This window comes from Sporosarcina sp. P25, from assembly GCF_002743235.1.
Classification (GTDB): Bacteria; Bacillota; Bacilli; order Bacillales_A; family Planococcaceae; genus Sporosarcina; species Sporosarcina ureae_B.
The window spans coordinates 138,343-164,208 of sequence record NZ_PDYV01000001.1 but is presented as its reverse complement, the minus strand read 5'-3'; the positions used below and the strand labels follow the sequence as shown (position 1 = coordinate 164,208).

The 25,866-nt window shown below is 36.5% G+C and carries 26 protein-coding genes and 1 pseudogene; 4 read left to right on the top strand and 23 right to left on the bottom strand.

The genetic code is table 11. The annotated features are described in order from the left end of the window. Positions 1-14: 14 nt before the first annotated feature. From CSV70_RS00800 to CSV70_RS00790, 3 genes are all read left to right on the top strand, one after another. The gene (locus tag CSV70_RS00800) at positions 15-803 is read left to right on the top strand and encodes a nitrilase-related carbon-nitrogen hydrolase (protein WP_233191738.1); all 789 of its coding nucleotides are present in this window, start codon (positions 15-17) and stop codon (positions 801-803) included. A 26-nt stretch (positions 804-829) separates the two neighbouring features. Continuing rightward, positions 830-1,702, top strand: a complete 873-nt coding sequence (locus CSV70_RS00795; protein WP_099660849.1) for a MurR/RpiR family transcriptional regulator — start codon at positions 830-832, stop codon at positions 1,700-1,702. A gap of 265 nt (positions 1,703-1,967) precedes the next feature. Then, complete coding sequence (locus CSV70_RS00790; protein ID WP_099660848.1) at positions 1,968-2,255, top strand: BCCT family transporter; 288 nt, start codon at positions 1,968-1,970, stop codon at positions 2,253-2,255. Between the two features lie 71 nt (positions 2,256-2,326). Here CSV70_RS00790 and CSV70_RS00785 read toward each other — a convergent pair whose 3' ends face one another. The 19 genes and pseudogenes from CSV70_RS00785 to CSV70_RS00695 all read right to left on the bottom strand — a co-directional run bounded on the left by CSV70_RS00785 (position 2,327) and on the right by CSV70_RS00695 (position 21,449). Beyond that, the gene (locus CSV70_RS00785; RefSeq protein WP_099660847.1) at positions 2,327-2,548 is read right to left on the bottom strand and encodes a hypothetical protein; all 222 of its coding nucleotides are present in this window, start codon (positions 2,546-2,548) and stop codon (positions 2,327-2,329) included. Positions 2,549-2,668: 120 nt separating this feature from the next. Continuing rightward, on the bottom strand, positions 2,669-3,112 hold the full coding sequence (locus CSV70_RS00780; protein ID WP_099660846.1) for a hypothetical protein: 444 nt from the start codon (positions 3,110-3,112) through the stop codon (positions 2,669-2,671). 201 nt (positions 3,113-3,313) lie between these two features. Then, positions 3,314-3,871 carry a competence protein ComK gene (locus tag CSV70_RS00775; RefSeq protein ID WP_099627261.1) on the bottom strand — a complete coding sequence of 186 codons (558 nt, stop codon included), beginning with the start codon at positions 3,869-3,871 and terminating at the stop codon, positions 3,314-3,316. 145 nt (positions 3,872-4,016) lie between these two features. Further along, positions 4,017-5,060, bottom strand: a complete 1,044-nt coding sequence (locus tag CSV70_RS00770) for a DNA sulfur modification protein DndB (RefSeq protein ID WP_099660845.1) — start codon at positions 5,058-5,060, stop codon at positions 4,017-4,019. After that, a complete protein-coding gene (locus CSV70_RS00765) occupies positions 5,047-6,156 on the bottom strand; it encodes a DNA sulfur modification protein DndB (RefSeq protein WP_099660844.1) in 1,110 nt (369 codons plus the stop codon). The genes CSV70_RS00770 and CSV70_RS00765 overlap by 14 nt, the downstream gene beginning before the upstream one ends. A 637-nt stretch (positions 6,157-6,793) precedes the next feature. Further along, positions 6,794-7,039: pseudogene (locus CSV70_RS00760) on the bottom strand (IS66 family transposase); the annotation flags it as partial. 154 nt (positions 7,040-7,193) lie between these two features. After that, positions 7,194-8,486: an O-antigen ligase family protein gene (locus tag CSV70_RS00755; protein WP_099660843.1), complete on the bottom strand. Its 1,293-nt coding sequence runs from the start codon at positions 8,484-8,486 to the stop codon at positions 7,194-7,196. A gap of 40 nt (positions 8,487-8,526) precedes the next feature. Further along, positions 8,527-9,555 carry a glycosyltransferase gene (locus tag CSV70_RS00750; RefSeq protein ID WP_099660842.1) on the bottom strand — a complete coding sequence of 343 codons (1,029 nt, stop codon included), beginning with the start codon at positions 9,553-9,555 and terminating at the stop codon, positions 8,527-8,529. After that, entirely contained in the window at positions 9,546-10,664 is a 1,119-nt protein-coding gene (locus tag CSV70_RS00745; protein ID WP_099660841.1) for a polysaccharide pyruvyl transferase family protein, read from the bottom strand. Before CSV70_RS00745 ends, CSV70_RS00750 begins: the two co-directional genes overlap by 10 nt. Next, complete coding sequence (locus CSV70_RS00740; RefSeq protein WP_099660840.1) at positions 10,661-11,935, bottom strand: oligosaccharide flippase family protein; 1,275 nt, start codon at positions 11,933-11,935, stop codon at positions 10,661-10,663. Before CSV70_RS00740 ends, CSV70_RS00745 begins: the two co-directional genes overlap by 4 nt. Positions 11,936-12,233: 298 nt before the next feature. Then, positions 12,234-13,208: an SDR family oxidoreductase gene (locus CSV70_RS00735; protein WP_099660839.1), complete on the bottom strand. Its 975-nt coding sequence runs from the start codon at positions 13,206-13,208 to the stop codon at positions 12,234-12,236. Between the two features lie 2 nt (positions 13,209-13,210). Beyond that, a complete protein-coding gene (locus CSV70_RS00730) occupies positions 13,211-14,524 on the bottom strand; it encodes a nucleotide sugar dehydrogenase (protein WP_099660838.1) in 1,314 nt (437 codons plus the stop codon). Between the two features lie 14 nt (positions 14,525-14,538). Continuing rightward, positions 14,539-15,645, bottom strand: a complete 1,107-nt coding sequence (locus CSV70_RS00725) for a glycosyltransferase family 4 protein (RefSeq protein ID WP_099660837.1) — start codon at positions 15,643-15,645, stop codon at positions 14,539-14,541. 30 nt (positions 15,646-15,675) lie between these two features. Beyond that, positions 15,676-16,569, bottom strand: a complete 894-nt coding sequence (locus CSV70_RS00720; protein WP_099660836.1) for an SDR family oxidoreductase — start codon at positions 16,567-16,569, stop codon at positions 15,676-15,678. A 34-nt stretch (positions 16,570-16,603) separates the two neighbouring features. Further along, on the bottom strand, positions 16,604-17,227 hold the full coding sequence (locus CSV70_RS00715) for a sugar transferase (protein ID WP_099660835.1): 624 nt from the start codon (positions 17,225-17,227) through the stop codon (positions 16,604-16,606). A 40-nt stretch (positions 17,228-17,267) separates the two neighbouring features. After that, complete coding sequence (locus tag CSV70_RS00710) at positions 17,268-19,100, bottom strand: polysaccharide biosynthesis protein (protein ID WP_099660834.1); 1,833 nt, start codon at positions 19,098-19,100, stop codon at positions 17,268-17,270. Between the two features lie 80 nt (positions 19,101-19,180). Beyond that, entirely contained in the window at positions 19,181-19,948 is a 768-nt protein-coding gene (locus tag CSV70_RS00705; RefSeq protein ID WP_099660833.1) for a tyrosine-protein phosphatase, read from the bottom strand. Positions 19,949-20,005: 57 nt separating this feature from the next. Then, a complete protein-coding gene (locus tag CSV70_RS00700) occupies positions 20,006-20,725 on the bottom strand; it encodes a CpsD/CapB family tyrosine-protein kinase (protein WP_199171581.1) in 720 nt (239 codons plus the stop codon). Next, positions 20,703-21,449, bottom strand: a complete 747-nt coding sequence (locus tag CSV70_RS00695) for a YveK family protein (RefSeq protein ID WP_099660832.1) — start codon at positions 21,447-21,449, stop codon at positions 20,703-20,705. Before CSV70_RS00695 ends, CSV70_RS00700 begins: the two co-directional genes overlap by 23 nt. Before the next feature lie 119 nt (positions 21,450-21,568). Between CSV70_RS00695 and CSV70_RS00690 the strand changes: the two genes are divergently transcribed. Further along, entirely contained in the window at positions 21,569-21,853 is a 285-nt protein-coding gene (locus CSV70_RS00690) for a VanZ family protein (RefSeq protein ID WP_099660831.1), read from the top strand. Here CSV70_RS00690 and CSV70_RS00685 read toward each other — a convergent pair. The 4 genes from CSV70_RS00685 to CSV70_RS00670 all read right to left on the bottom strand — a co-directional run bounded on the left by CSV70_RS00685 (position 21,828) and on the right by CSV70_RS00670 (position 25,684). After that, positions 21,828-22,655: a hypothetical protein gene (locus CSV70_RS00685; protein WP_099660830.1), complete on the bottom strand. Its 828-nt coding sequence runs from the start codon at positions 22,653-22,655 to the stop codon at positions 21,828-21,830. The two genes, CSV70_RS00690 and CSV70_RS00685, sit on opposite strands and share 26 nt — an antisense overlap. A gap of 156 nt (positions 22,656-22,811) precedes the next feature. Beyond that, complete coding sequence (locus CSV70_RS00680) at positions 22,812-23,987, bottom strand: S-layer homology domain-containing protein (RefSeq protein WP_158232378.1); 1,176 nt, start codon at positions 23,985-23,987, stop codon at positions 22,812-22,814. Between the two features lie 54 nt (positions 23,988-24,041). Continuing rightward, on the bottom strand, positions 24,042-24,692 hold the full coding sequence (locus tag CSV70_RS00675; protein WP_099660828.1) for an Ig-like domain-containing domain: 651 nt from the start codon (positions 24,690-24,692) through the stop codon (positions 24,042-24,044). 218 nt (positions 24,693-24,910) lie between these two features. Then, the gene (locus CSV70_RS00670; RefSeq protein WP_099660827.1) at positions 24,911-25,684 is read right to left on the bottom strand and encodes a hypothetical protein; all 774 of its coding nucleotides are present in this window, start codon (positions 25,682-25,684) and stop codon (positions 24,911-24,913) included. Positions 25,685-25,866 lie beyond the last annotated feature (182 nt).

Sequence of the window (25,866 nt, the reverse complement as noted above, 5' to 3'; positions counted from 1 at the left end):
TTGGATTGGTTAAAGTGGCTGCCCTGCAAATGCATTCAAAGCCCAATCTTAGGGAGGAAAATATAACTCAAGCAATGGCTATGATTTCCGAAGCTGCAAGCCAAGGAGCAAAGCTCATTGTATTGCCCGAACTATGGATAAGCGGCTATTATTTATCAACAGAAGAATTTACTGCCTTTGCGGAAACACCTCAAGGTAAGACAATATCTCTTTTCCAGGAAGCAGCAGCAGAACATAACGTCTTACTCGTCGTTCCATTCGTGGAAAAAGAAGGCGGTAATATTTACATTTCAACCGCTGTAATTGAGAATACAGGCGAATTATTAACCACCTACAGGAAGTCCTTCCTCTGGGGAAGAGAAAAGAACCATTTCGCAGCAGGTGAACGAAAATACAATGTTATTCACACATCTATTGGCAATATCGGTATTTTAATCTGCGCAGATATTGAGTTCCCTGAGCCAAGTCGGATTTTAGCTTTACAAGGAACACAACTTATTATTTGCCCTTCTGTCTGGAGTATTCCAGCACAATCTAGATGGGATATCCAATTACCAGCTCGTGCATTAGATAACACAGTGTTTGTACTTGGTGTAAATACAGTCCACGAAGGTAGCTGTGGTAAAAGTAAGCTCGTCGCACCAAATGGAGAAGTCCTAACTGAATCGCCTTCTGACGAGGAACACATCCTGATTTATGATATGGACCTTTCCCTCATCAGTCAAACGAGAAGTGTTGTCCCATATCTCGATGACTTGGATCGCAACTTACTACCAGGCAAGGATCCAATCGTTAATTACTAAAATACAGCTCAAGGATTTGAACGAGTATGAACAAAACAAATGTTTTTCAACATGTCGCTGAAAATATTACTCAGTTAAGCAAATCGCACAGAAAAATTGCCAACTATATATTAAAAAACGTTAATACTGTACCCTTTTTCAATGTAGCAGAATTGGCTGCAAAAGCTGGCGTAAGTGAAGCTACCGTTGTGAGGTTTGCCACAGCACTGGACTACTCAGGCTATCCGGAATTGCAAAAGCAAATGCAAAATTCCGTCAAGGAACAACTAACTACAACCGAACGGCTTAAGATGTCTTCCAATGTGTATGACGATAAAGAGCAGGCAATCTATGACATTTTCAATGATGATATTAATAATATAAGGGCGTCTCTAGAGTCTTTGGACATTAAATCCTTTCATAAAGCTGCCGATCTTCTTCTTAATGCAAATAAAATCTATATTTCTGCAAATAGAAGTACGGCTTCACTTGGAATATTCTTGCACTATTATTTAAATATCATTCTGGATAACTCTGAAATACTGGGTTCGTTTGAAATTATTCCTGAACAACTTCATTCACTCACTAGCAAAGATGTTGTGGTCGGGATAAGTTTTTCACGTTATTCCAGCAGTACAATTAACACTATTGCGTTTGCAAAAGAGATGGGAGCCAGTACTATTGCGATTACTGATAACCTGTTGTCTCCCCTTCTGCCCTATTCGGATATTACATTGACTGCTTCCAGTGATATGCCATCGTTCATCGATTCTTTCACAGCACCTTTAAGCTTGATTAATGCTCTAATTGTCTATTTAGGTAAAGAACGTGAAGAGAATGTTGAACAACGGCTCAATCAAATGGAAGACATATGGGGTAAGTTCGGAGTCTTTTATAAAAGAGATTTGTCGAATGATTAACATGAGCGCAGGAATAAACAAGAACGTACAAAATTTTGGTGTACAGGCATCTTGAAACTACTTAATTACTTAGTGCGAATGTACAAATTCTTAGTAAAGCAAAAAGAGTCTTCTGATGATGAGTTTCTCAGTCATCAGAAGACTTTTCTTTTTGCAACTCATTAAGTGCATACATGAGCCATTTCGTTTCCATAAGCTCAGGTATAGGGCCTTTGCAAATAATGCGCTGAATATGTTTATATTACTTAAATAACTACCATTTACGATGTTTATGAGTATCATAAACATTATTTTATTTGCTTTGCTCTTCATTACGAATACAGAGACAGTTACATTTGTATTGGCAATACTGAGCAAAAATGGAGACACGCATCCCGACAAAAAAGTTAAAGCAACGTGGGGAATTTATATGGCCATAGTGATAAGTCTTCTACTAGTAACAGGCGATTTGTCCATTATTCTAACGTTGGCGATCATCACCTTGTTCCCACTAACTATATGTGGCAACATGGTACCTACTTTTGCCGCCAGTACCGACAAACCTTCCAAGTAGAATGCTAGCAATCAAAAAAGCCCATGTCCAAGAAGACACAGGCTGCACATAGTTTAGTTTATTTACCCATCTTAGAACCGAATATCTGCAAAACCTGTGAAATCTACGTCTACAGGAATAGAATTCTCCACCATTAAGTCACGTAATGCAGTTAATGTAATGGATACATCAACATCTAATAGCTCTTCATCGTCATAGTCAGCTTTTAAAGAAGGGACATTCCTAACAACATATAAACTATCCTCAATTTGCCAATGAATGTCTTTCTTTAGCAAAGTTGTTTCCCGGTCCATTGACTGAACCTCCCTGTTTATGATTAGCATGTGAAGTCTCCCCTTTCATTAAAACTGCCCTTACGTCTATGATTTTAATCATCTACAATTACTTTTCCAGCAATTCTTGGTTCATTTAACTTACTTCTTATTTTGTTTCCGCACTATTTTAAGTCGAAGTTCAGCCATTTGATCTGTTAAATTTTCATCCTGGGAAAGACTTTGAGTAAGGGATAATAAGTATCTTCTTCCGCGTACAAATTTAAAGCTGATTGGCAGTACAATCGTGCGTTTCCTTCGTGTCGTTAATGAGTATGCTAGTGAACTATGCCCTTTAAACTGGGCTTTCAAAACACTGTCTGTATCCGTTAGCCATTGAATGGTCTCTATTACTTTGGGCAATTTGTTAGAACCTGTCTTTTCTAGCATTCTTTCATGAGAATGCATTGTGATTACTACTTTTCTATGCTTATATAATTCATCGGTAGTTTTGCCAAAGATAATCCTAGCTTTAAATAGTAATCCCCTGCTCATCTGTGCAGTTGTAAGATCAGATAGATCAATGCCTACACGATCTTCTTTCATTAACTAATATCTAGTATATACAGAAGCTATCTCATTAATCTCCAGTATTTGATGAATTTCAAGTGAGAGTATATAAAAAACTCTATATTATTAGAAAGAACTACTAGGCTCAGAAAATGCCAGTACTTGCGATACACCCTTACCAGTTACCCGGTAATCGGATCTCTCATGTTCATGCGCATACTTCTTGAACTACTCCATTCAATCCAGTTCCATACTATAGTTCCTGTCACTCGTATCCCGATTAATCAAATACGTCGCAGACTGCGGACTCTCACATACCATCAATGACTCTGTTCTTCTGTCCATTGCATGCTTCAGCCTGCAAGCTCGTACATATTTGCCTTCAAAATTTGTATACGAAATGTTTGCAATAAAGTATTCGCCATTATCGAACATGACACGTGTTTGTTTTTTATTCAGACGATGATAGCTGTGGATTCGTTGCAGTGCAAACCATGCGCAATCTGGTCGAGACGGTGAGTAAAGAGGAAACCAATACATATTCAGCTTCTCACTGACTATAACGGGTATCATGGCGAATCTTCCGCCTAAAATGACACGTGATCCATCCCACGCACCGCGCAAACTGGATCCATGGTAACGAATGTTTTGGTCCACTAAATCTGTTGGCTTGAAATCAACCTGTATCAACTCTTTGTTTTCCATCACCACTGACTGCAGTTTACCTACCTCATTGTACATAGGATAAATCATGCATGTTGCTTTTGTCATCATAAAGTTCGTTTCGACTTTCATTGTGTTGCCTCCTTTTTTCTTAATTGCTTTTGTAATCAATAAAAAAAGAGTATACTATCTATAGATTGGTAGCATACTCCAATCGGTAATCCCCGAGTGAGTCTGACCGGACTGCTAACACTCGGGGATTTTTTCCTGCCAGTACCTACTCACCTCCTTCAAGGCGCAGCCAGTTAATCAATGCCTGATTGTTTTTCTTATTGTGTGTAAGATAATAGAATTTGTCCTTCCCTCTCACATCGCCATCGAATTTCTTCCAAATATCTTGCTTTGGTGACCAATCTACATGGGAAAGTTTTCGCATACGATCCTGAATCGTTTGCTGTTTCACTGCGTACGTTTCGTTTTCCACTCCACTGTAGGCATACTGAGTTAGTGCTGACAATACTGAATAGCTTGCCAACATAGATACCTTATAATCACCTATCGTTTTCGCATCGTGCAAATTGAACAATTCATCAAACCATGTCATCAGTAATTCGTAAGTTTCTTCCACTTCTCCTGTATTTTCACTGTGCATCGCGATCTTTCCGCTCACTACTTTACCCGTCAAAAAATAACCAACCAATCGCCTCAATTGCGACAACGAAACCAAATTGGTATTACGCGGTCTCATGACGGCAGCCTTCTCCAGCTCCACTCCCGCTTTTCCAAGCAACTGATGACTCTTAAGAAGCCTGTTCGTAAGCGAATTCACTTCATTGCGCGAGTCGTAAGATATCCGCTTCGACAGTGACACCTTTTTTCCTTTCGTGTTGAGATCTATGTATAGCTGATCCATTTCTTTTGGCGACAGCCCTTCAAATACTTGCACTGCTACTTCGATTTGATTCAGCATATAATGTAACGTAAAACCTTTCTTCTGTTCCGCTACATCATCACTACTCGTCATGCGAGAAACTGCTGCTTCAAGTTGTGTTAGCGCTTTCATACGCTGCGAACCATCTATTACGATCAATGAATCGGGTCGGCCGTCCGCAAGACTTCCAGATTCGATTGCCGCAACGATAGGTGGTAGATAAATTTGTTCCTGAATGACATTGTCGAGTATGTACCGTCGAATCATCCGGGCCTGCCCTGCATTGACTTCCCTAAGTACCAAACGCTGATCGTCCAGCATTTTCGTCAACTCTTTCACCGTATAGATCACCATCGTCTGTCTCTTAGAAAATATCTCATTGACGATCATTCAAACGCTCCCTTTCCTCCCGAATGATCAGTAAAAATTCCAGCATCGTTCGCTTAACCGCTGTGGAATTCGAATGATTCCGCACTTGTTTCGATTGCTTATTGTACATATGATCAAATGCAGGATCATCATGTTTCCATGTACATCTCTTCTTCAACAGTTGCAGTTGCTGAATAGCTTCCATATGCGTCAATGACTGCTCTCGCGTTAGCGTATAGACGGTATAAGCAAGAGCTACTTGGACCCCCGTCACGCCACACGCATAATTCTTTCTGTCCGTCATGCGTTTAGGGAACAGTTGCAACCAAGAGGAAAAGAATGCTTCTGCAATAGCCGGTACTTCACTCGCTTTACAACCTTTGTAATACGGATTACCGGTTTTCACCGTCAAGCAACCTTCAAATAACGCAAGCAGACACTTCTTCATCGTAATTAATGAAGTAATCGACGTATTCGTTTCAGTAAGCCGTGAACGCACTTGATCAATATCTAGGCGCGTCTTCAACTGCTCTGCTATAGTACGCGTCAACTCAGTATAGGCGTCTCGTTGATCATACAACAACATGAATCCTGGATGCGCTTCTCGTCGTTCGGTATTATAATCCGTAAACAACTGCCGTTCTTCCTGCTGATTTAAATCCAAATAGACTTGCATCGACACAGGATATCCCGCTAAGATTTGAATGAACTTCCGCGCTTCCTCAGCTTCCGCCTGATTCCCCGTCTCTTCCGCTGCTTCCTTCTTCGATTTCAACTGACTAATAGCAGAAGCAATTGCAGACATACGGTGCTGTGCATCAAGGACATAAATACTACATCCTGGTTTCAACACGAAGCCACCATCTATTTCTTGTATATTTCCCCGACTAGAGAATACGAATGGTGAAAAGTAAAACGGTTCTCCTTTTTCCAGACTATCGAGTATGAAATCCCGAATATCTTTACGCTTCCGGGGATCTAACTGCCTTTGCACCTCATGATCAATTTCGAACATTGCCTCCAGCATGGAAAAGTGTATTTGAGTGCAAAGAACTTCTTTTCCGAACTGTTTATAACTACTACCACTCATCCTTGTGGTAAGCCCCGCATCCAACATGAGTCTTCCTCCCCGTGCCATTTTGATTAGTATAGCGCAAAAATAATACTTAGTCCACAGAATCTTCTAACTAATAGTTTATTTTAATATGAAATTTATTTTTACTACACATTTTTCTTAGCTCTTGACGGAAAATAGATATCGTGATATTTCGTATTTTCTTGACATAAAAAACACTCCACTTCACAGATTTAATCTGTAGAGTGGAGTGTTGCGGTCTGATACATTGTTTTATTTTACTTTTAATTAAAGCACATATTAATGAACTATGAATTATGCGGGAACCTGGTATCCTATCATTCGGTCAGTCTTCTAGTAGCTCAGCATCTTCTATACGTTCTTCCCCTTTTGTCGCTGTATTTGATTACTCTCGCTATATAGAGCCCTGTTGATCACAACTCTGACTATGCCTTCATAGTAATGAGCAGTCGTTTCGATTCCTAAGATGACACGCGTTAATCGATTCGCTTCACATGTCTGGTGAAATTTCCCTCATCAACACCTGAAACCGCGTTTTGGGTTCATCAGATTCAAAAAGTCCACTTATAAGTAAGCGTCAAAAAATGAACACGTTGTTTCGTATAAAAGAAAATGCCCCAAAGAATCAATCATAAAGATTCTTCGGGGCGATTTTTTCAAGATTGCGTTGAGGAAGGTCTTCGAAAAGAAACTGCAAGTAGAAGAAGGGATTCACGCCATTCTCTTTTGCGGTCTCTACGAGACTATAGGCGATTGAACTTGAAGTAGCATCTCTTGTGGAAACTGCGAAAAGCCAGTTTTTTCTACCGATTACGAAAGGCTTTATTGATCGCTCTGCTCGGTTATTGTCGATCTCGATACGGCCATCTTTCATAAATGTCTTCAATTTAATTGTGTGGGACCTGGTACCTGCTTTTAACCATTGTTTTCAGTTCCTCTTTTACTGGTAGGGTTGGGTAGAAAGCTCTATGATTGGTGCTATCTTATATCCTAAAAACAACGTTTTTGTGTTTTACTCAATCTATTTCATACAATGGGTAAGCGCATTTTGGCTGTATTCATTGTACCTGCTCTTTAGTAAAATTAATATTTAGCCCCAATGCGTAGCCTACTATCAGCATGTAAAAGCTCATTAGTTGAATTGAATTAACATATTCCCCCGATAACATCCCTACGTTAAGAATAATTGCAGTTAATAATGCTATTAAATAAACATTTTCATTACTTATACTAGATTTCAGAGCTTTTCGAGTAATAATGAAAATATTATAAGCAAAGTACATAGATATTACAGTTAAACCAATTATTCCAAACTGAATTAATAATAATAAAAATGAGTTGTGAGGAAGTAAATTGTAAAAGTTCCCATAGCCTATACCTGTTAACGGATTTATTGAAGCATACTCTAGTGAATTCTTTAGAGTACTTATTCTTCCTTCGAAACTACTAACACCTTCAAACCTTCCTGTACCAAAAGCTATAAATAGTTCATTGAAACGATTACTCTTTTCACGAATAAAAGGTATAAAATTGTAAATTCCAAAAACTACTAGAAATGATATAATAATATTTTTGATCTTAAAGCTTTTACAAAGTGAAAGTAAAATTGTAACAATAAGACCTAATACCATTAATACAAACCCAGTTCTAGATCCCGATACGTATATTCCAAAGATTCCATATGATAGTAGCACGAGCCATAGTATTCTTTTTGAAATATCCGATTTTTGAAGTAAAAAAAAGATATAGCTTGTCCAAATAGCTGCAAACAATCCAAACCAGTTTGCATTGTACATGCTTCCAAAGACTCTCGGATTATTTGCGCCTAACCCTCGTAATTTTTCTTCTGTATATATATAAGAAAGTGCTACTTGAATATTCAAAGGATTAAAGTATTGCAATATTGCTATTAAAACAACCCCGCCTCCACCAATAAGAAATGTTTTTTGGATTATAGCAGGTTTTATTAAACTACCACTTATATACGATACAAAAAAAACTAAAAAGTAGTAAATATAACGGTATAATTCAAAAAGGTCATTTAATACAGTCGGCTGTCCAATCACAATAGATGCTATAAATTGCGAAAGTAAACTTAAATACGCGAAAATCAATAATATAATAATTGATTTATTATTAAATGATTTATAACTGATTTGCAATGCAGATGAATTAATTAAGATAATTAGTAATATTATCAAAATAATTATTAATGCTATTGCATCGAACAACTTAACTGCTAAAAAATCGCCCAACAAATTTGTTGGAGTTGGTTTAAAAAGAATAAAACATAAAAAAAACACATACATAAATTTAAATAGGTTTCTAACGCTCACATTCCTACTTGCCATAACATTCTCCAATCAATTGCGAAAGTTCAAAGTTATATTATTAGAAAATTCTCTTGATTTCATAAGTTAGTTTCCTAAATGTGAAAATCCCGCGTAAAATTGTAAAGAAATTTAAAGTTACAAATACAGACTTCTTAAATGATTTTTGTTTAATTGCAAATAGTAAAAACATCAAATTAATTACAAATAAAGAATATAACAATATAACTTCCTGTGTAATTAAATATATAATTATTAGTATTAAGGAAATAAAAGTATTGGCGAATGGGATGAAAAATACAGCTAAATGTTTATGTTTAAAAAGATATTTCATTCTTTTCTCTTTTAAACTTTTATAAAACGTTTGTCCTAATCCAATAGTTCTTTTAGAAAATATACTTTTAAAAGAAAAACTAGTTCTTTCACCTTTATCAATATGGTGAATTATCATTTCTATTGGTAATTCAAAAACTTTATAGTTATTCTCCTTAATTCTTAGATAAAGTTCTGGTTCCTCAGAGGCTAATATTCTTTTATCATAACCACCTACTTCAAGTAGTTTTTTTGAATTAAAAATTACAGCACCTCCAAAATGTTTACACTCTCTTTCTCCGAAATTATTATATATATTAAATACTTTCTCTGAAACTTTCCTGTTTTTATAGTAATAGTCATTTCTAATACCAATCAATCCAATAACTTCTTCGTTTGCATTTTTAAAAAAGCGACTTGAACTCTCTAGGAAACCATGTTGCAATTCCATATCACCATCTAAAAATAAAATATATTTACCTTTAGATAGTTCTGCTCCTATAGACCGACTCAAGGAAGCCGAATATTGTGAGCTTTCCGTAATATTGTAAAGCTGTATATTCGTTATAGTCTTTCTCAAATCCATCACAATATCTCGTGTATTATCAGTTGAATTTGAATCTATAATTATTATCTCTATCTCTGAAATATGATAAGGTTGATGATTTCTAATAATAGAATCTATACAACTACCTATATGTAACTCCTCATTTTTTGTTATGATGACAAACGAAACTTTTACTTGCTTATTAATCTGTATACCACACATCAAATCCATGGTGCCTCCAAAAATGTATTTTGAGTATCCTTCATATAATCTCTTGGTTTTAAGTTGGATATTACTCCACTCTCACTGAACAATTTGTTTAAAATAATATATATACTTTCTTCATCCTTGGAGTCCGCCTTTATTCTAAGTGTTTCATTATATTCAATATCATTTAGAAATGACGTGCACTTCTCATGATATTCAACTAATACAAATGGTACTTCTCCCAAGAATGCAGTAATCGCACCGTGCAATCTAACACTAAAAAAAACGTCACAAGAGACTATTTCTTCCCACATTTGTAATGGATCGTCCTCATAAATCACTCTTTGAGTTTCAATACCTTGTTTATTCAATTCTTTTAATAATTTATTTGAAATTGCTATGTCTCCTAATTCAGAATGCGTATTTAATACACATACTCTAACTATGATATTCTCTTTATTTTTCAATCCTATTCTTTTTATTGCACTAATTATAGCCTGATTTCTTTCGTTTTCCTGTTTCAGGCTTCCACCTGTATAAGACTCATAATTACATATTGAAACACCTAATATCTTTGAATTATTAACTATCTTCTTTTCAGATGATATAGACGGAATAATTCCCGCTATATCCCTTCCTAATATAAAAGGGGTTTGGATATTCAACTCTTTAAGAGTGTTATAAGAATTTTGATCTCTGACTGAAATATATTCAAACTTATTTAATAAATTCTTAGCTTCAATTATATCTTTTTCAGAACTAAAAGGACCTATAGAAACTCCTATCGCTGACATTTTAGCTAATCCTAGGTCCATTAATTGACCTTGAAAACGTCTCATTCTAATCGAGGTATCTGAACTAATAGTGGATCCTCCGGCTAAAATTATATTATCATTTTTTATAAAAGCTGCTAACATTACCTGCATTCTATACAGCTTGTTTAAAATTCCATTACCAGAATACAACCCTTCAAACTTTGTGACTTTGAAGTCTGCATTTATTCCTTTAACTTTACTACCAATAACTTCAGGAGAACTTCCCCAATATTTATTTGCGCCATATACAGATGCCAAAACAAATAAATCATCACCATAGTTATTCATTCCATAATAACCAGTAAATGCAATATTCAAAATATCTCATCTCTTTTCACCAATTTATAAAAGTAATTTTTAGTACCTAAGTATAGACACACACATAAAATTAATTCGCTAAAGATTGTTGAAATAATAGCACCTTTAACACCAACAATAGGTATTAAAATAATATTACCCAACACGTTTATTAAAGCAGTAGCTCCTTGAACTTTAACCTTATAGTAAATATTATTCTTGGTCGACATAATCGTTCCACTTATTGAGTAAATAAATCTGAACACAATGCACAATGAAAGTAAGCTAAGGTAAATTGCGGATTCTATATATTTTTCACCGTATATAATCGAAATAATATTCTCACTAAAAATAAAAATAATAGTAGTAGTGATAATCCCTATTAGTAGCATAGTTAAAGTAGACCTTCTAAAGAATGAAAATAGTTTTTTATTATTATAATTAGCCCAAACATGGATCTTTGTTAAGAATAGTTTCCGGAATAATAGATTAGGAAATAAATAAACAATTGTTAATATAGCAAATGCAGCACTATATAGTCCTGTCGCTTCCGAACCTTTATAGTAAGCAATTATTAGAATATCACTTTGATAATATGCATAATAAAAAATACCTATTAATCCAAAAGGCAAAATATTTTTTAAAGTAGTTTTAAAATTTTCCTCTACAAGAGCTTTTGAATGCGGCTGATAAAAAATAATTATATTGCCTTTATAAAGCCTTAATATACTTCTTATAAATGGAAATAGTGCGAGTATTGAAAGAATAAAAACACTAATTCCTATAGTTATAATGCTTTTTGTTGTTATAAGTGCTATTAAAACACTAAAAAATCTAACGATATATATTAATAAGTTAAATAAAGTATTTTTCAAAAAGTTTTCTTCTATTTGATTTACAGCATTACTTAAAGTTAAAAGACCTTGTAAGATTATATTTGGAATGAATAATAGTATTAGGTAATTTACTAAAGGAGAGTAAATATCCGACAAAACTAATATTGAAACTATTGTTACAGATACTACTAAACTAATGTAGAAAATTTTAAAGCTAGGTCTTACCCACCTAGATGCATTTCTTCCTTCAGCAGCAAAAACTTTAACTAAAAAATCTCCTACTCCAAAACCAATGAATACTGCAATTATATTTACTAAGTTAGTTACCGTAGCAAAGTTTCCGTAATCTTCTACTGTAAAATTACGCGCAAGAATAATTTGTGCTATGAACATTAATAGTGAACCCAATACAGACCCTAATAATAATATTATAAAATTATATATGTTTTTCTTCATTCTATTCTCCAAATCTTTAAATGAAACCAATACAAGTAAAACACAGCACCATTTCTAGAAAAACTTGATTAAATAAGTAATCAAAATATTTCTGAAATACTTCATTTTGAAATAGCTTTAATTTTCTTTCCCTAAATTATTAAATTAAATTAGCTATTTAGAAAACCCATCTAAACAATTCTATATTTCTTATATATTTTTCTATCCTGTATTGAATTGCGTTTATATCCTGCGATAGTAGGCATGGTATTCAAAAAAAGTATTTGCAGGCTATCATTTATGATGTTTAGTAATTTTATTATAAATTCTCCTTATACCAGCTAATTGCTTCTACAATTCCATTTTCAAAACTCCATTCCGGATTATAATTTAGCGATTGTTTAGCCTTACTAATATCAGCGTTACTATGCTTAATATCGCCTATTCTATCGTGACTGAAAATTGGCACCAATTCTTTACCTAACGTTTTAGATAACATTTTATAAATATCAATCAAATATTCTCTTCCACCGTAGGCTATATTATATGCTTCCCCTGCCGAGTCCTTAGATGCCCCACAAGCTTTTAGATTGGCTTCAATCACATTTTCAATATAAGTAAAATCGCGGCTTTGTTTACCGTCACCGTTTATTATGGGCTGTTCGTTATTAAGCAATTGCTTTATAAATTTTGGAATTACTGCAGCATAAGCACCATCAGGATCTTGTCTTCTACCAAATACGTTAAAATAGCGTAAGCCATAAGTATCTAAACCATATAGTGTAGTATAGAGTTTCCCATACTCTTCATTCATCTTTTTTGTTAGAGCATAAGGGGACAATACATTCCCTTCCTTACCTTCACGTTTAGGCAGATTCGGTTCATCTCCGTATACTGAAGAACTTGATGCATAAACAAACTTCTTCACACCATTTTGTCTAGCAGCTTCCATCATATTTAAAGTTCCTTTAACATTTACTTCTTCATAAAACTGTGGCATCTCAATACTTCTCGGAACACTCCCCCAAGCCGCTTGGTTCAGAACGTAATCGACTCCATCACAAGCCTTCATACATGTATCAAAGTCACGTATATCCCCTTCAACAAACTCGTAACTAGGGTTATCTAAAAACTCTTCAACATTTTCTTTCTTACCAGTAGAAAAATCATCTAATCCCCTAACTTGATATCCTAACTTAAGTATAGCTTCTACTAAATTAGAACCAATAAACCCGGCCGATCCAGTAACTAAAAACTTACTACCTTCTGGGAATGTCACATCTTCATACCCCATTCTTATAGCCCCCAATAGTTAAACCCTGATTTTTTTGCATGCTCTCTATCGAAAATACCTTTTAAATCCACTAATACAAGTTCTTCAGACTCTTTAAACATATACTTCACATCTTCTAATGCAATGCTTTTAAATTCATCATGCGTTACGGCAAAAATAACTGCATCCATATCTTTAACTTCTTCAGACTTGGAAAGCTTAATATCGTACATTGCGATTAAATCTTCCTCATCAGCAACGGGGTCTACAATCTTGACTTCAATACCATACTCTTGAAGTTCATTGATTACGTCAACCACTTTTGTATTTCTAACATCCGGACAGTTTTCTTTAAATGTGATACCAAAAACAGCAACTTTGGCACCGTTTATTTGCTTATTAGCTTTGATCATCTTCTTCACTATGTTCTCCGCCACATATTTCCCCATATTATCATTTATCTTTCTACCTGATAGAATAATTTGTGAATGATATCCCATCTGCTCCGCTTTATACGTTAAATAATACGGATCTACACCTATACAATGGCCTCCTACTAGTCCTGGAGAGAAGTTAAGGAAATTCCACTTGGTGCTTGCAGCTTCTAGTACAGCTTTAGTATCTATATCCATCTTATTAAAAATAATAGAAAGCTCATTCATAAATGCAATATTGATATCTCGTTGAGAATTTTCAATGACTTTTGCCGCTTCCGCCACTTTAATACTTGCCGCTTTAAATACCCCTGCATCCACTACAAGCTCATATACCTTTGCAATTATGTCTAATACTTCTTCATCTTGGCCTGCGACTACTTTAATAATATTTTCTAATGTATGTACTTTGTCACCTGGATTGATTCTTTCAGGTGAATACCCAACCTTGAAATCTGGCCCACACTTTAAACCCGACTCTCTTTCCAAGATTGGAACACATATGTCTTCTGTTACACCTGGATATACAGTCGATTCAAAAACTACTATTGAGCCTTTTGTTAAGTTTCTTCCTAGTGTCGTACTTGCAGATTTCAATGGCGTTAAATCTGGCGTACGATCTCCTTTGACAGGTGTTGGTACAGCCACAATATGAAACTTGGCGTTTTTAAGGCTTGTCTCATCAGAAGAAAATTCTACAGCAGTATTTTGGATCACTGCATCGCCAACTTCTTTTGTTGGATCTATACCATTTTTATAAAGTTCTACCTTCTCTTGACTAATATCAAATCCAACTACATGTACTTTCTTTGCAAAAGCTACTGCAATCGGCATCCCTACATAACCTAAACCTATAAGTGATATCTTTTGTTTTTTGTCTTTTATATCGTCAAATAAACTCATTTTAAATTCTCCTCTTATAATCCCATGATCTCCATAATCGATTTATTAACAATTTTCACATCATATTTCGACTCGGCGATTTGTAAGCTTTCTATACCCATGCTCTTACATACCTCAGGATTTGAGGCCATATATTCCATCTTATTTATCAAACCTTGAACATCATGAACAGGAACGAGGTAGCCATTAACACTATCTGTAACAGTTTCCCTGCAACCAGGTGCATCACTTGTGATGATAGCTCTCCCCATAGCCATAGCTTCAAGTACCGTTTTAGGTGTACCTTCATGATAGGATGGTAGTACATATACGCTACATTGTGATATATAAGGTCGTACATCATCTTGTTCGCCGAAATATTCAACGATACCACTATTTATATATGGGGCAAGATCATCTGGTTTTATTGCCGATGGATTACTATCGTAAGGTCCTACTAACATACAGCGCACTTCAGGGTTTTTAGTCTTTAATACTTTACACGCTTCTAAGTATTCCATTAAACCTTTATCCTTGATGAGTCTTCCGATAAATAAAAAGGTTGGTATCTGTGGAAGTGGTACAGGCTTAAACATATCCAAGTTGACCCCTGAACCATTTATAAGAGCAGTTTTACTGTTTTTCAACAATCCATTTTGAATAAATTCGTTTTTGTCATCCTGATTTTGAAACATCACTCTTTTACTATATTTACATGCAATGCGATATTCTATTTTCATAATACTTTTTACTATTTTACTCTTAAAATCTTGCCCTCTGAATATTGAGCCAAGTCCAGCTATTAAAGGGTAAAACTCTGTAATCTTATTCATTTTTGCTGCTATACTCCCATAAATTACAGTCTTGGCCTGATATGCGAACACTTTATCTGGACGCTCTTTTCTCATGAATTTATCAAGTGCATTCAATGTCTTTAAATCTTTGAAAGGATTCATTCCGTTCCTTTCAACATATATTTGTTTATATTCGATATCATGTTCTCCAAATTTCATCTTCCACTTTGACTCTGGTTCAGATCCTAGCGCAATAACAATATGTCCATTTTCTTTAAAGTGTTTCATCATATCCATTCTAAACCAAAATAAAGATGATGTATGGCTGGATAGTATAGCTATTTTCATATTACCGCTCCTAAATATATTTACTATTTCCTATCGTGCATTTAAATATTCTTTAATCTCTATATGTATACCACTTTCAAAACTTATAGGATTATAGCCAAAATCTTTAGTTGCATTACTATGAGTATAGCTTCTATCTTCACCCATTCTTTGGACTTTTTCTGTATAGTTAACTTTTCCAAGCGTTATGACTTTTAAAAATCTCGCAATTAGTACTCCCCACTTTAAAGGTAAGTTAATGTAGATTGTTTTTTTATTTAGCTCTTTACTAATTAATCTAAATACATCAATCATTTTTATCGGCTTTTCGCCCGAAAGATCATAAACTTTTCCACCAGTGACTTCCGGTCTTGTTAACACAGTAAAAAATGCTTTTCCTAAGTCTCTGGCATTTACCGGTTGAATTACGCTATTACCACCATCTATTACAGGAATAACCCTAAACTTGTCTATGAGTTTAATAAACTTACTCATATTTTTATCACAAAGATCTCCATATATCATCGAAGGTCTAAGTATTGTTATACTAATTTGAGTATCCGAACTTGAATTTAATTCCATAACTTCCTTTTCTATTTCTTTATAACGCTTGGAAGCATACTTGAATTGAGAATATACTCCTGTAGTATGTACTAGTATTACTCTACTTACAGAGTTATTAATAGCTGTGCGTACTATCATTGGAGAATGGTGAATATTGTAAATATGAACAACCGTTTGTATACCATTCATCACTTTATCTATAAATTTTGGATCTTCCAAATCTCCAACAACCTTATCTATATTCAATCCACTATTATCTAACAATGATGTGTCCGACATCGGTCTAACAGTACAGCGTATAAGCCCTTTATAATCATTTTTTATAAGTTCTTGTAAAAAATACTTACCTGTATGTCCTGTAATCCCTGTCACTAATAGCATTTCAGCATCTCCAATACTTCAATTAGTTACATCATTAATTATTTTTATGCTTGCTGGCAATTTCCTTTTTTGCATTGCTTGCACCTTCAACGACTCCATCACTCTTAAAAACACTAACAATAGTGCCCAAAAAACACTTTGTATCCATCCAACCATTAATCTTTTCTACATACTCTCCATCTATTTTCGCCTTAACTTCTATAGACAGTTCATCTCTCCCACTGATTTGTGCTAATCCAGTAAGTCCAGGTGGGACATCATTTGCACCATACAAATCTCGTTCAGCTACTAAATCATGTTGATTCCACAATGCAGGCCTTGGACCAATAATACTCATCTCTCCAACAAGTATATTCCAAATCTGTGGAAGCTCATCTAATGACGTTTTCCTAAGAAAACTTCCTACTCTAGTAATATACTGGTCTGCATCCTCCAATAAATGGGTTGGTTTATCCTTCGGTGTATCAATTCTCATTGTACGAAACTTTAGTATATTGAAATGAGTTTTATTAATCCCTACTCGTTTTTGTTTAAAAAATACCGGCCCTTTAGAATCTAATTTTATCGCTATAATTAAAATTAAGAATACAGGTGATAAAATTATCAATCCTATAGAAGATAGTATAATATCTATACCTCTTTTAAATACGAAAAACATATTCAACCAACTCCTTAAAAACTACTATGTCCATTCATATTTATAGTGAACTTGTTTTTTCCTTCGGCGCCTCCACAAACTTCCGATTCGCCAACCCAACTAAAGTCTCTTTCAACTCCCCGTCACCCATACCTGGCAACTTATCCAACACATACAATTGCTCCGTCTCCGAAATCGGCGTAGCTTTCCCAATATAAATCTTCGGAAACACATGCTCACTCTGACGTTCGTCTTCATTCAACAATTCTTCATATAACTTCTCACCAGGTCGAATGCCTGAGTAGTTGATTTCGATTTCATCTTCTTCATAGCCAGATAGCTTGATCAAGTTCTTCGCTAAATCAACAATCTTGACCGGTTCGCCCATATCGAGAACAAACACTTCGCCACCTTGCGCAAGTGTTCCGGCTTGAATGACTAGGCGTGATGCTTCGGGAATTGTCATAAAGTATCTGGTCATTTCTGGATCTGTAATCGTGACGGGTCCGCCTTTGGCAATTTGTTGTTTGAATAACGGAACGACGCTGCCTCGTGAACCTAAGACGTTGCCGAATCGTACAGCAGCAAATTTGGTTTCACTGTCTTTTGCTAAGTTTTGCACAATCATTTCTGCAAAGCGTTTCGTTGCCCCCATGATGTTCGGTGGATTGACTGCTTTGTCGGTCGACACGAGAACGAAGTGCTTGACGCTAAAAAATCTAGCGGCTTCTGCCACGTTTTTTGTACCGAATATATTATTTTTGACGGCTTCCATCGGGTTGCCTTCCATGAGTGGTACATGTTTATGTGCTGCCGCGTGGTAGATGACATCGGGTTTTAGTTCGCTCATCAGATCAAATATGCGCGTTCGATCTTGCACATCTGCGATTACAGGACATATTTCTGTAGTAGATGAAACTTTTTGGCGCAGTTCCATGTCTATAGTATAGATCGAGTTTTCACCATGACCGAGTAGTATTAATTTCTTTGGTTGGAACTCTACTACTTGTCTGCAAATTTCAGATCCAATAGAACCGCCTGCTCCTGTGATGAGAATCGTTTTACCGGTCAACTTCTGTTCAATGGCTTGCATATCGAGCTGTACTTCGTCCCGTCCGAGTAGATCTTCTATTTTCACGTCACGCATATCTTTAACGGATACTTTCCCTGTCATCAAGTCTTCGATGCGTGGAATCGTTTGCGTTTTGACGCCCGTTTCGATACACCGCTTCATCAACTCTGTCATTTGCTGTTTACCCATCGAGGGAATCGCAATGATGATTTTATCTATGTGATGCATATCTACTAATTGCTGGATGTTCTTAGTACCCCTATAAACACGCATTCCGTAAATATCGAGACCTTGTTTCATTTTATCGTCATCTACAAAAATGACAGGTTTCATGCCGTATTCTGGATTGCTTAGTACTTGTCTGGCGATCATCGTGCCTGCTTGTCCGGCTCCTAGAATCATCGTGCGTTTCATATCGATACTTTTATCCTTCACGACTACATCTCTCACTAGACGCCAAGACAGACGGGATCCCCCTATTAGCAGAACGTGCAACATCCATGTGATAGCCAATGCGCGAGCGTAGACATCTTGTGTGAGGGTAAATTGAACAACGACCACTGCGAGGATGGTGAACGTGACGGCTTTGACGATCGACTTCAGTTCACCGATAGATGCATACGACCACGCTTTTCGATAGAGGCCGTAATACCAAGCAAAGAAATGATGCGCAATCTGTATCGTAATGGCGCTGATTAGCAACATTTTATTGAAGATAATCGAAGTGAATGGATGAAGCATGAAGTATCCTATATAGATCGACAATAAGACGATTATGGAATCGGCTGCGATTAACATGGTCATTCGTTTGCGTACAGTCAAAGGAGCTCCTCCTTTCAATTGTGTTTCTACTACTTACTCACTAGTCAATTTAGAGTATCAACCTTTATAACATTACCAATCTATCCAATTAATTGCCACCACTTTTTAATCACTGGCGTTTCCGGTTCATAGATGGTGAGTAATTTATTCTGGATAATTTGTTGATTGTTCACTAGCAACATATCTACTGTGTCCATATCGATTTTCTTTCCAAGCACTTCTAATCCTTTATTGAATAAAAATGGACGATTATCGGTATTATGCGCATCCGACCCGTACGCATGGATCAAATTCGCTTCTATGAGCTGAATAGATAACTTCTGAACATTTTTCCCAAAGTGACCTGCCACACTGCCCGCTGTCACTTGTGCAAGTGCACCGTGACGTACTAGCCGCTCCAGTCGCTCAGGTTTCTCTGCTATCCCTTTGTTGCGTTCGGGATGTGCAATGATCGGCACAATGCCTTCTTCTAGTAAAGACTGGATGATTTTAATGGTGTAAGCTGGAACATGTTGAGTAGGTAGCTCCAATAGTAAATAACGAGAATTGGCTAATGTGAGTATGTCTTTATTCAATAAATTTTCGATAATATGTTCATGCAGCCGTACTTCTTGACCCACTGATAAAGTCAGATCAATGCCTGCCACATGAATAATATCCCTTAACATTCGAACTTGGCTTTCTACTTCTTGCACCGGTACGTGGTAATGCGGGCTATAAGCATGCGGTGTAACGACTAGCTGTGTAATACCTTCTGACGCGGCCTCTTCTACCATGCGCATGGTCCCTTCGATTGTGTCAGGTCCATCGTCGACACCGAACAATAAATGGCTATGTATATCAATCATGTATGTCCTCCTAGCACTTTGCTGTATTCAAGAAAAGTGAAAAGGCGCAAGGCCCTTTCACTCATCGTTTCCATAGTATTGGTAGTAATACTGATCTTTTTGCAATATGAAGTTATTTAAAATCGTTCCTATAACATTCGCTTGGGAAGAAATCAGCGTTTCTTTCGCTTTCAGTACACTGTCTTTTTCCGTAGTGCCTGTATTCAAAACCAAAATCGTGCCTTCTGCTTTATTTGACAAAATTTGCGCATCTGTCACAGATAAAACGGGTGGCGCATCAAAAATGATCATGTCATACTTTTCCTTAAGTCTTTCTATAAGTACGTCCATTGTCTTCGATCCTAAAAGTTCCGCGGGATTTGGCGGGATGGGTCCACTCGTGATGAGATCGAGTCCTTCAACATCAGTCTGTTGGATAATATCTTCAAGCTCCCACTGACGAGTCAATAAGTTAGATAGGCCTGTCGCATTCATTCGGGAAAATGTATAATGCGTAGTCGGTTTTCGCATATCCGCGTCAATCAACAGCACTTTCTTTCCTTCTTGCGCAAAGACCACAGCTGTATTGGCTGACGCTGTAGACTTCCCTTCCCCTGGCGTTGCTGATGTGAACAGAATGGACTTCAGATCATGATCCGGCATGGAAAAGTTGATATTCGTCCGTATAGTACGGAATTGCTCGGACACTACTGATTTCGGATTCGTTTCCGTAACTAATTTACGCGCAACGGATTGTTTAGCCTGTTTCTTCTTATTAAATATGCGCTTTTTTGACATGTGCACTTGACCCTTTCTTTGGCGCAACAGTTGCCGTGTGGACTTCTTTATCAGAAATTGGACTGACTAGCCCAAGCACCGGTAAACCGAGCAATTCTTCAATATCTTGTTCTGTTTTCACTGTAGTATCCAAGTATTCTAGTAAAAATGCAATGCCTACTCCTACCATGAGTCCGATGACTGCTGCAATCACTACGTTGAGCTCTTTATTTGGCTTAACGGGTTTCGGATCTTCCGCGTAGAATGCAGGCGATAAAATATTTACGTTATCGACTTTCATCAAATTGACGATTTCTTTTTGGAACACTTCTGCAGTGGTATTGACGATATCGACCGCTTTATGTGCTTGCGGATCTTGTACTGTGACATTGACGACTTGTGAGTTTTGCTCGCTATTCACTGTAAGCTGAGCATTTAGTGTTGCCGGTGTGATGTCTAGATCCAATTGTTCTATGACTTGCGATAAGATGACCGGACTTTTAATAATGACATTATATGTATTGATAAGTTGTAAATTCGTTTGAATGTCTTGCGAGTCAAATGATTGTTGTTCCGTTTTTTGTTGATTGACTAGTATTTGTGTAGAAGCTTGATAGATAGGTGTTAAAAAGAAATAGCTTATGATCGCCGCAAGTACAGCTGCAGCTACTGTCGTTCCTATAATCAAACCCAAACGCTTTTTTAATGTCGAGAATAGTTCCTGTAAACTGATCGTTTCTTCCATAATGTAAAATTGCTCCTTTTCGGCAAACTTGCTACTAGTATAGCATATAAGCATAATGAAAAATATCGAATTTTCATTTTAAAATAGGATTTTTGATTAATTATGCTATAATTACGCGTATGAGAAAAGTCTTATCCCTGCCATCTCGTTTTCCTAGATTCTTCATCGCAAACATGCTCACATTACTACTTGGCTGCGCTGATGAAGCCCATCAATATTTCACAGGTGGACGAACCGCCACCATTCGCGACGTCCTACTCGACATGTCCGGCGCTCTAACGTTCTTGCTCATTTTGCAAATCGCTGTCTCGTTGCGTCCCAGAAAAAAAAGAACGACTAGCCTGAAAGGAAATCCTTTTAGACTAGTCGTTTTTCCATTTACCTGCCCATCGCTTTACTCATGATACTATCACGACGCGCTTTCTTTTGCGCTGCGTACTCATCGCGAATGCTTTGTGAATACGATTTATCATATCCATTAGCCTGCAGATCTTTTTCAAGCGAGCTAACGACTCCATTAAATACAGCATCCGTCTGTGACTCTAGACTATTAGCAGCAGACATATACTTATTGTAGAAGTACCCATAATCGATACTTTCACCATTCGCTTTTTTCGTACTGTATTCATTCTTCGCACGGCTAATCAACGAGTTAATCTTGCCATCAACTTGTCCTTGTAAATTATTAACGGTTGGTTCATATTTTTGTTTAATCGCCGCTACAGAATCCTTCTTCGCTGGCTGATTGGATCCCGCATTTCCTGACGCAGCTTGGCTACCGGCAGGATCTTTTTTACCTGATTGATCGCCAGTAGAAGTAGTGGTACCTGTTGTGCTTCCCACGTTTTCTTTAGCTGGTTGTTTTGCACTGTCTACTTGACCCGTAGATGTGCTTCCTGCAGTACTAGAAGAGGTGTTTTTATCACCTGCTGCAGTGGACGTTGAGCCGTCTGAGTTTTCATCCCCATTATCAGACTTACTATCCGACGTTTGTTCAGTATTCTGATCACCGTCTTGTTCTTCGCCTTCAAGAACGAGCTTGGTCCCATTCGGCAATATAATATCATACGGGTTCTCAATAATCTCATCCACCTCTTCATCTGCCACTTCATACTCTTTGAATTGGAAAATGTACAAGAGATAGCCCCCGCCTAACATTATCAATGCCACTATGGCTAGTAAGAATATTTTTAATTTTTTCTTCATAATAATCTCCTTTACAAGTTTATCCTATAGAAATTTTAACAGATTATGAGAGTGTATGATAGCAGAAGATTACAAAACTAGTGCACATATAACAAAATAGTAAAAGCCTTCTCAACATTTCGAGAAGACTTTGCCCATTACTCAAAGAATATTTAATTAAAATTTAAATTGATACGTGCTATTGAATGATTTAGATTCGATTGATCCTTTTACATTCAGTGAAACTGTTCTTCCTTTAAGAATAGCTAGTGTTGAATCACTTGTAAGACCTACTTTAGCTAACGCTTTGTTTAACACCGCATCGAAGTCTTGGCTATTATCAATATCTGTCTCAGTGAACGCAATTTCTTGTCCCCCGATCACGACTGAAACTGTAGCCGAGTTGATGATTGTGTTCTTTTTCATCGCATCAAATATTGGTTTTGCCACTACGGAGAAATCATTTACCGTGCTTTCAGGCTTTTTGATTTCTACATTGAATGTACTACCTGTAAATGAGATAGCAATTGCATCTGATTTAGTATTAACTTTTGATAACTCGGTCTGGATACTGTTTTGTAGTAACTGCTCTCCAGTAGGATCAACTGGTGGTGTTGGATCTTCTGGTTGTTCCGGATTAGGTGTTTCTGGCACTTCTGGTTGTTCTGGGTTAGGTGTTTCCGGTACTTCTGGCGTTTCTTCTTTAAGCGCTACTTCTGTACGTACGACGAATGTTGCCATCTGTCCTCTTGTCACTAAACCGTTTGGTGCAAATGTAGTTGGCGTTGTACCCGTAGTAATATCTAGTGCGAGTAGAGCCGCTACATATCCTGCATATGCATCAGTTGGTTTAACATCTTTAAAACGATCAGCAGCTAATGCACTCTCTTCTAAGTCGAAACCTAGTGTAAGAATTTTAGCCATTTGTGAGCGCTTTAAGTTATCATTCGGCTTGAATGATTTAACACCATTCTCTTCATACCCTTTGATGTAACCCGCTTGTGCCAATGCTGCAATCGGACCGTAATACGGAGTTCCCTTTTTCACGTCGCTAAAGCCTGGATCTTTGACGTTTGTTGTATCCAAGTCTAATACATGTGCCAAGATCTTCGCTGATTGTGCACGTGTAACAGAAGCATTCGGACGATATGTACCATCATCATACCCTTTCACTACACCACGACCTGCCAATTCTAGTACCGGCTCGTAATAGTGCACACCGGGCTTTACGTCTTTAAAACTAACTGCTGCGTTTGTTACCATAGGTACAGCCGCAACGAAAGCTCCAGCAGCGACTGTTGTCGCAAGCGTAGCTTTGAACAATTTGTGTGATGCTTTTGAACTCTTTTTCATGTAATCTACCTCCATTATAATTAGTTTGTTTCAGAACTAGTTTAGCATAATTTGCTATCTTGTGAATCGTATAACTTTTTTTGATGCACTAGTGATAGTAAACTCGTTAGTTGAAATAATATCTATTCGGCCTGTTCGTTGATTTTCCAACAACCGCATGGTCATCTGATCGCCCGAAATAGAATAGACTCCTTCTTCAACCTCTCCATCTAAAATCACTTGGCTTGTGTAATCCTTATTGAATATCGCCAAGAAATTTATACCTATGTAATCACCTTTCCACGTACCAAGGATCATATCTTGTATATTTATGCTTTCTATAGTGAAATCCATCTCTACACCATCAGTTAAACTTTTACCATTTTTCGATTTAATATGATCCGTAACATGAAGTGTGTACGTTTTACCTTCTTCATAACCGTTTAATGGAGCGGATAGTAGTACTTCTTTTGAATTACCAAGAGCGAGACTAGGTGTTGCCGCTTGTTTATTACCTCTCTCATCTACTACATATACAGCATTACTGGTTACCGTTTGTTCATCTACAGGAAGACTAAAAGTAACTTTCCACTCCTTATTTGACGGTACAGGGTTTTCATTCGGCGTCCATTGGATAGCAGCAGAACTAATTATAGGCAGTGCCGTAGTTAGCATGATTATTGAAATAATTGAAACAAATAACTTACTTATTAACTTCATTTTCATCTTCTACCTTTCTAGTTGCGAATGTAAGAAAAAGCAGTACCAATAGAGTTATGCGAGAACTTTCATGTATAACAAGAAAACTGCGAGTTAGCTCCAAACCTTCTGGAATTGACTCGCAGTTTCTTTTTGTATACTGTTTTTAAATTGTTTTTCAAAACCTTAAAGAATGATTAACATTTTGCATTAAACACATTCTATATGGTTAAAGATTAACCCAATTACTTAGCAGGTATCAAAATTGTTAATGTGCCAGAAACTGTTTCATTAGAAGAAGTATCTACTAATGTCGTTTCAACCCCCAATGATTCCGATCCGTTAGCAATTTTTTGTAAGAAAGAAATTGTTAATGGTGTATTCGCATTCAAGCCCGGAATTAAATCATTAGCTGAAAGTGTATTTACACCCTTCACTAATTCTACTTTTTTACTAACTCCTGCATATTTCAAAGTTAGCGTAGAATCAGTAGATGCTGTAACAGTAGCAACAGTTGCTGTATCTTCTGGTTTCATTTTAGATAGATTAAGTGTTGCACTCGCTCCTTCAATAGAAGTGAAGTTAGTTACAGTATCTCCCACTTTGATTTCAGCTGCTTTAATAGCAAGTGGTGTTCCACCACCCCCACCAGGAGGAGTTGGCTCTTCCGGATTCACTTCTACACCATCAGGAGTGAATACAACATCATGTTCTTTTTCTACTTCTTCCACTGTTTGTATTGCATCACTTAGTTCCGAATCTGTTTTAGACGTTAAAAGGGCTGTAGCTTTTATTGCATTTCCTTCCTCATCTATAAAGTAAAATTCAGGATTATTTATAATCGCTAATTTCTCTTCATTACTTGCAAAAAGAATACTGTCGGCTGATATTACTTCCCCATTTTCAACATTATAAAATCCTGCCGGCAATTGATCTTGAGTTGCAGCCATACTTGCCACGGGTGTCAAGGCAGATATAGAGAGTGCTGTCATCATAGAAATTTTCATGCTTTTCTTCATCTTGTAACCTCCCATATTCTAATTAAATAGTTAGCATAGAAATAAGAAATATTAATCTACAATCTATTTATCTAACAATCTATTAAGCCTATTATACATAATAAGTACTATAATTTCACCATTTATCAAGAACATCGAACCATAGATTCAAAAAATAGTTAACCATCGCATGGATGATTAAC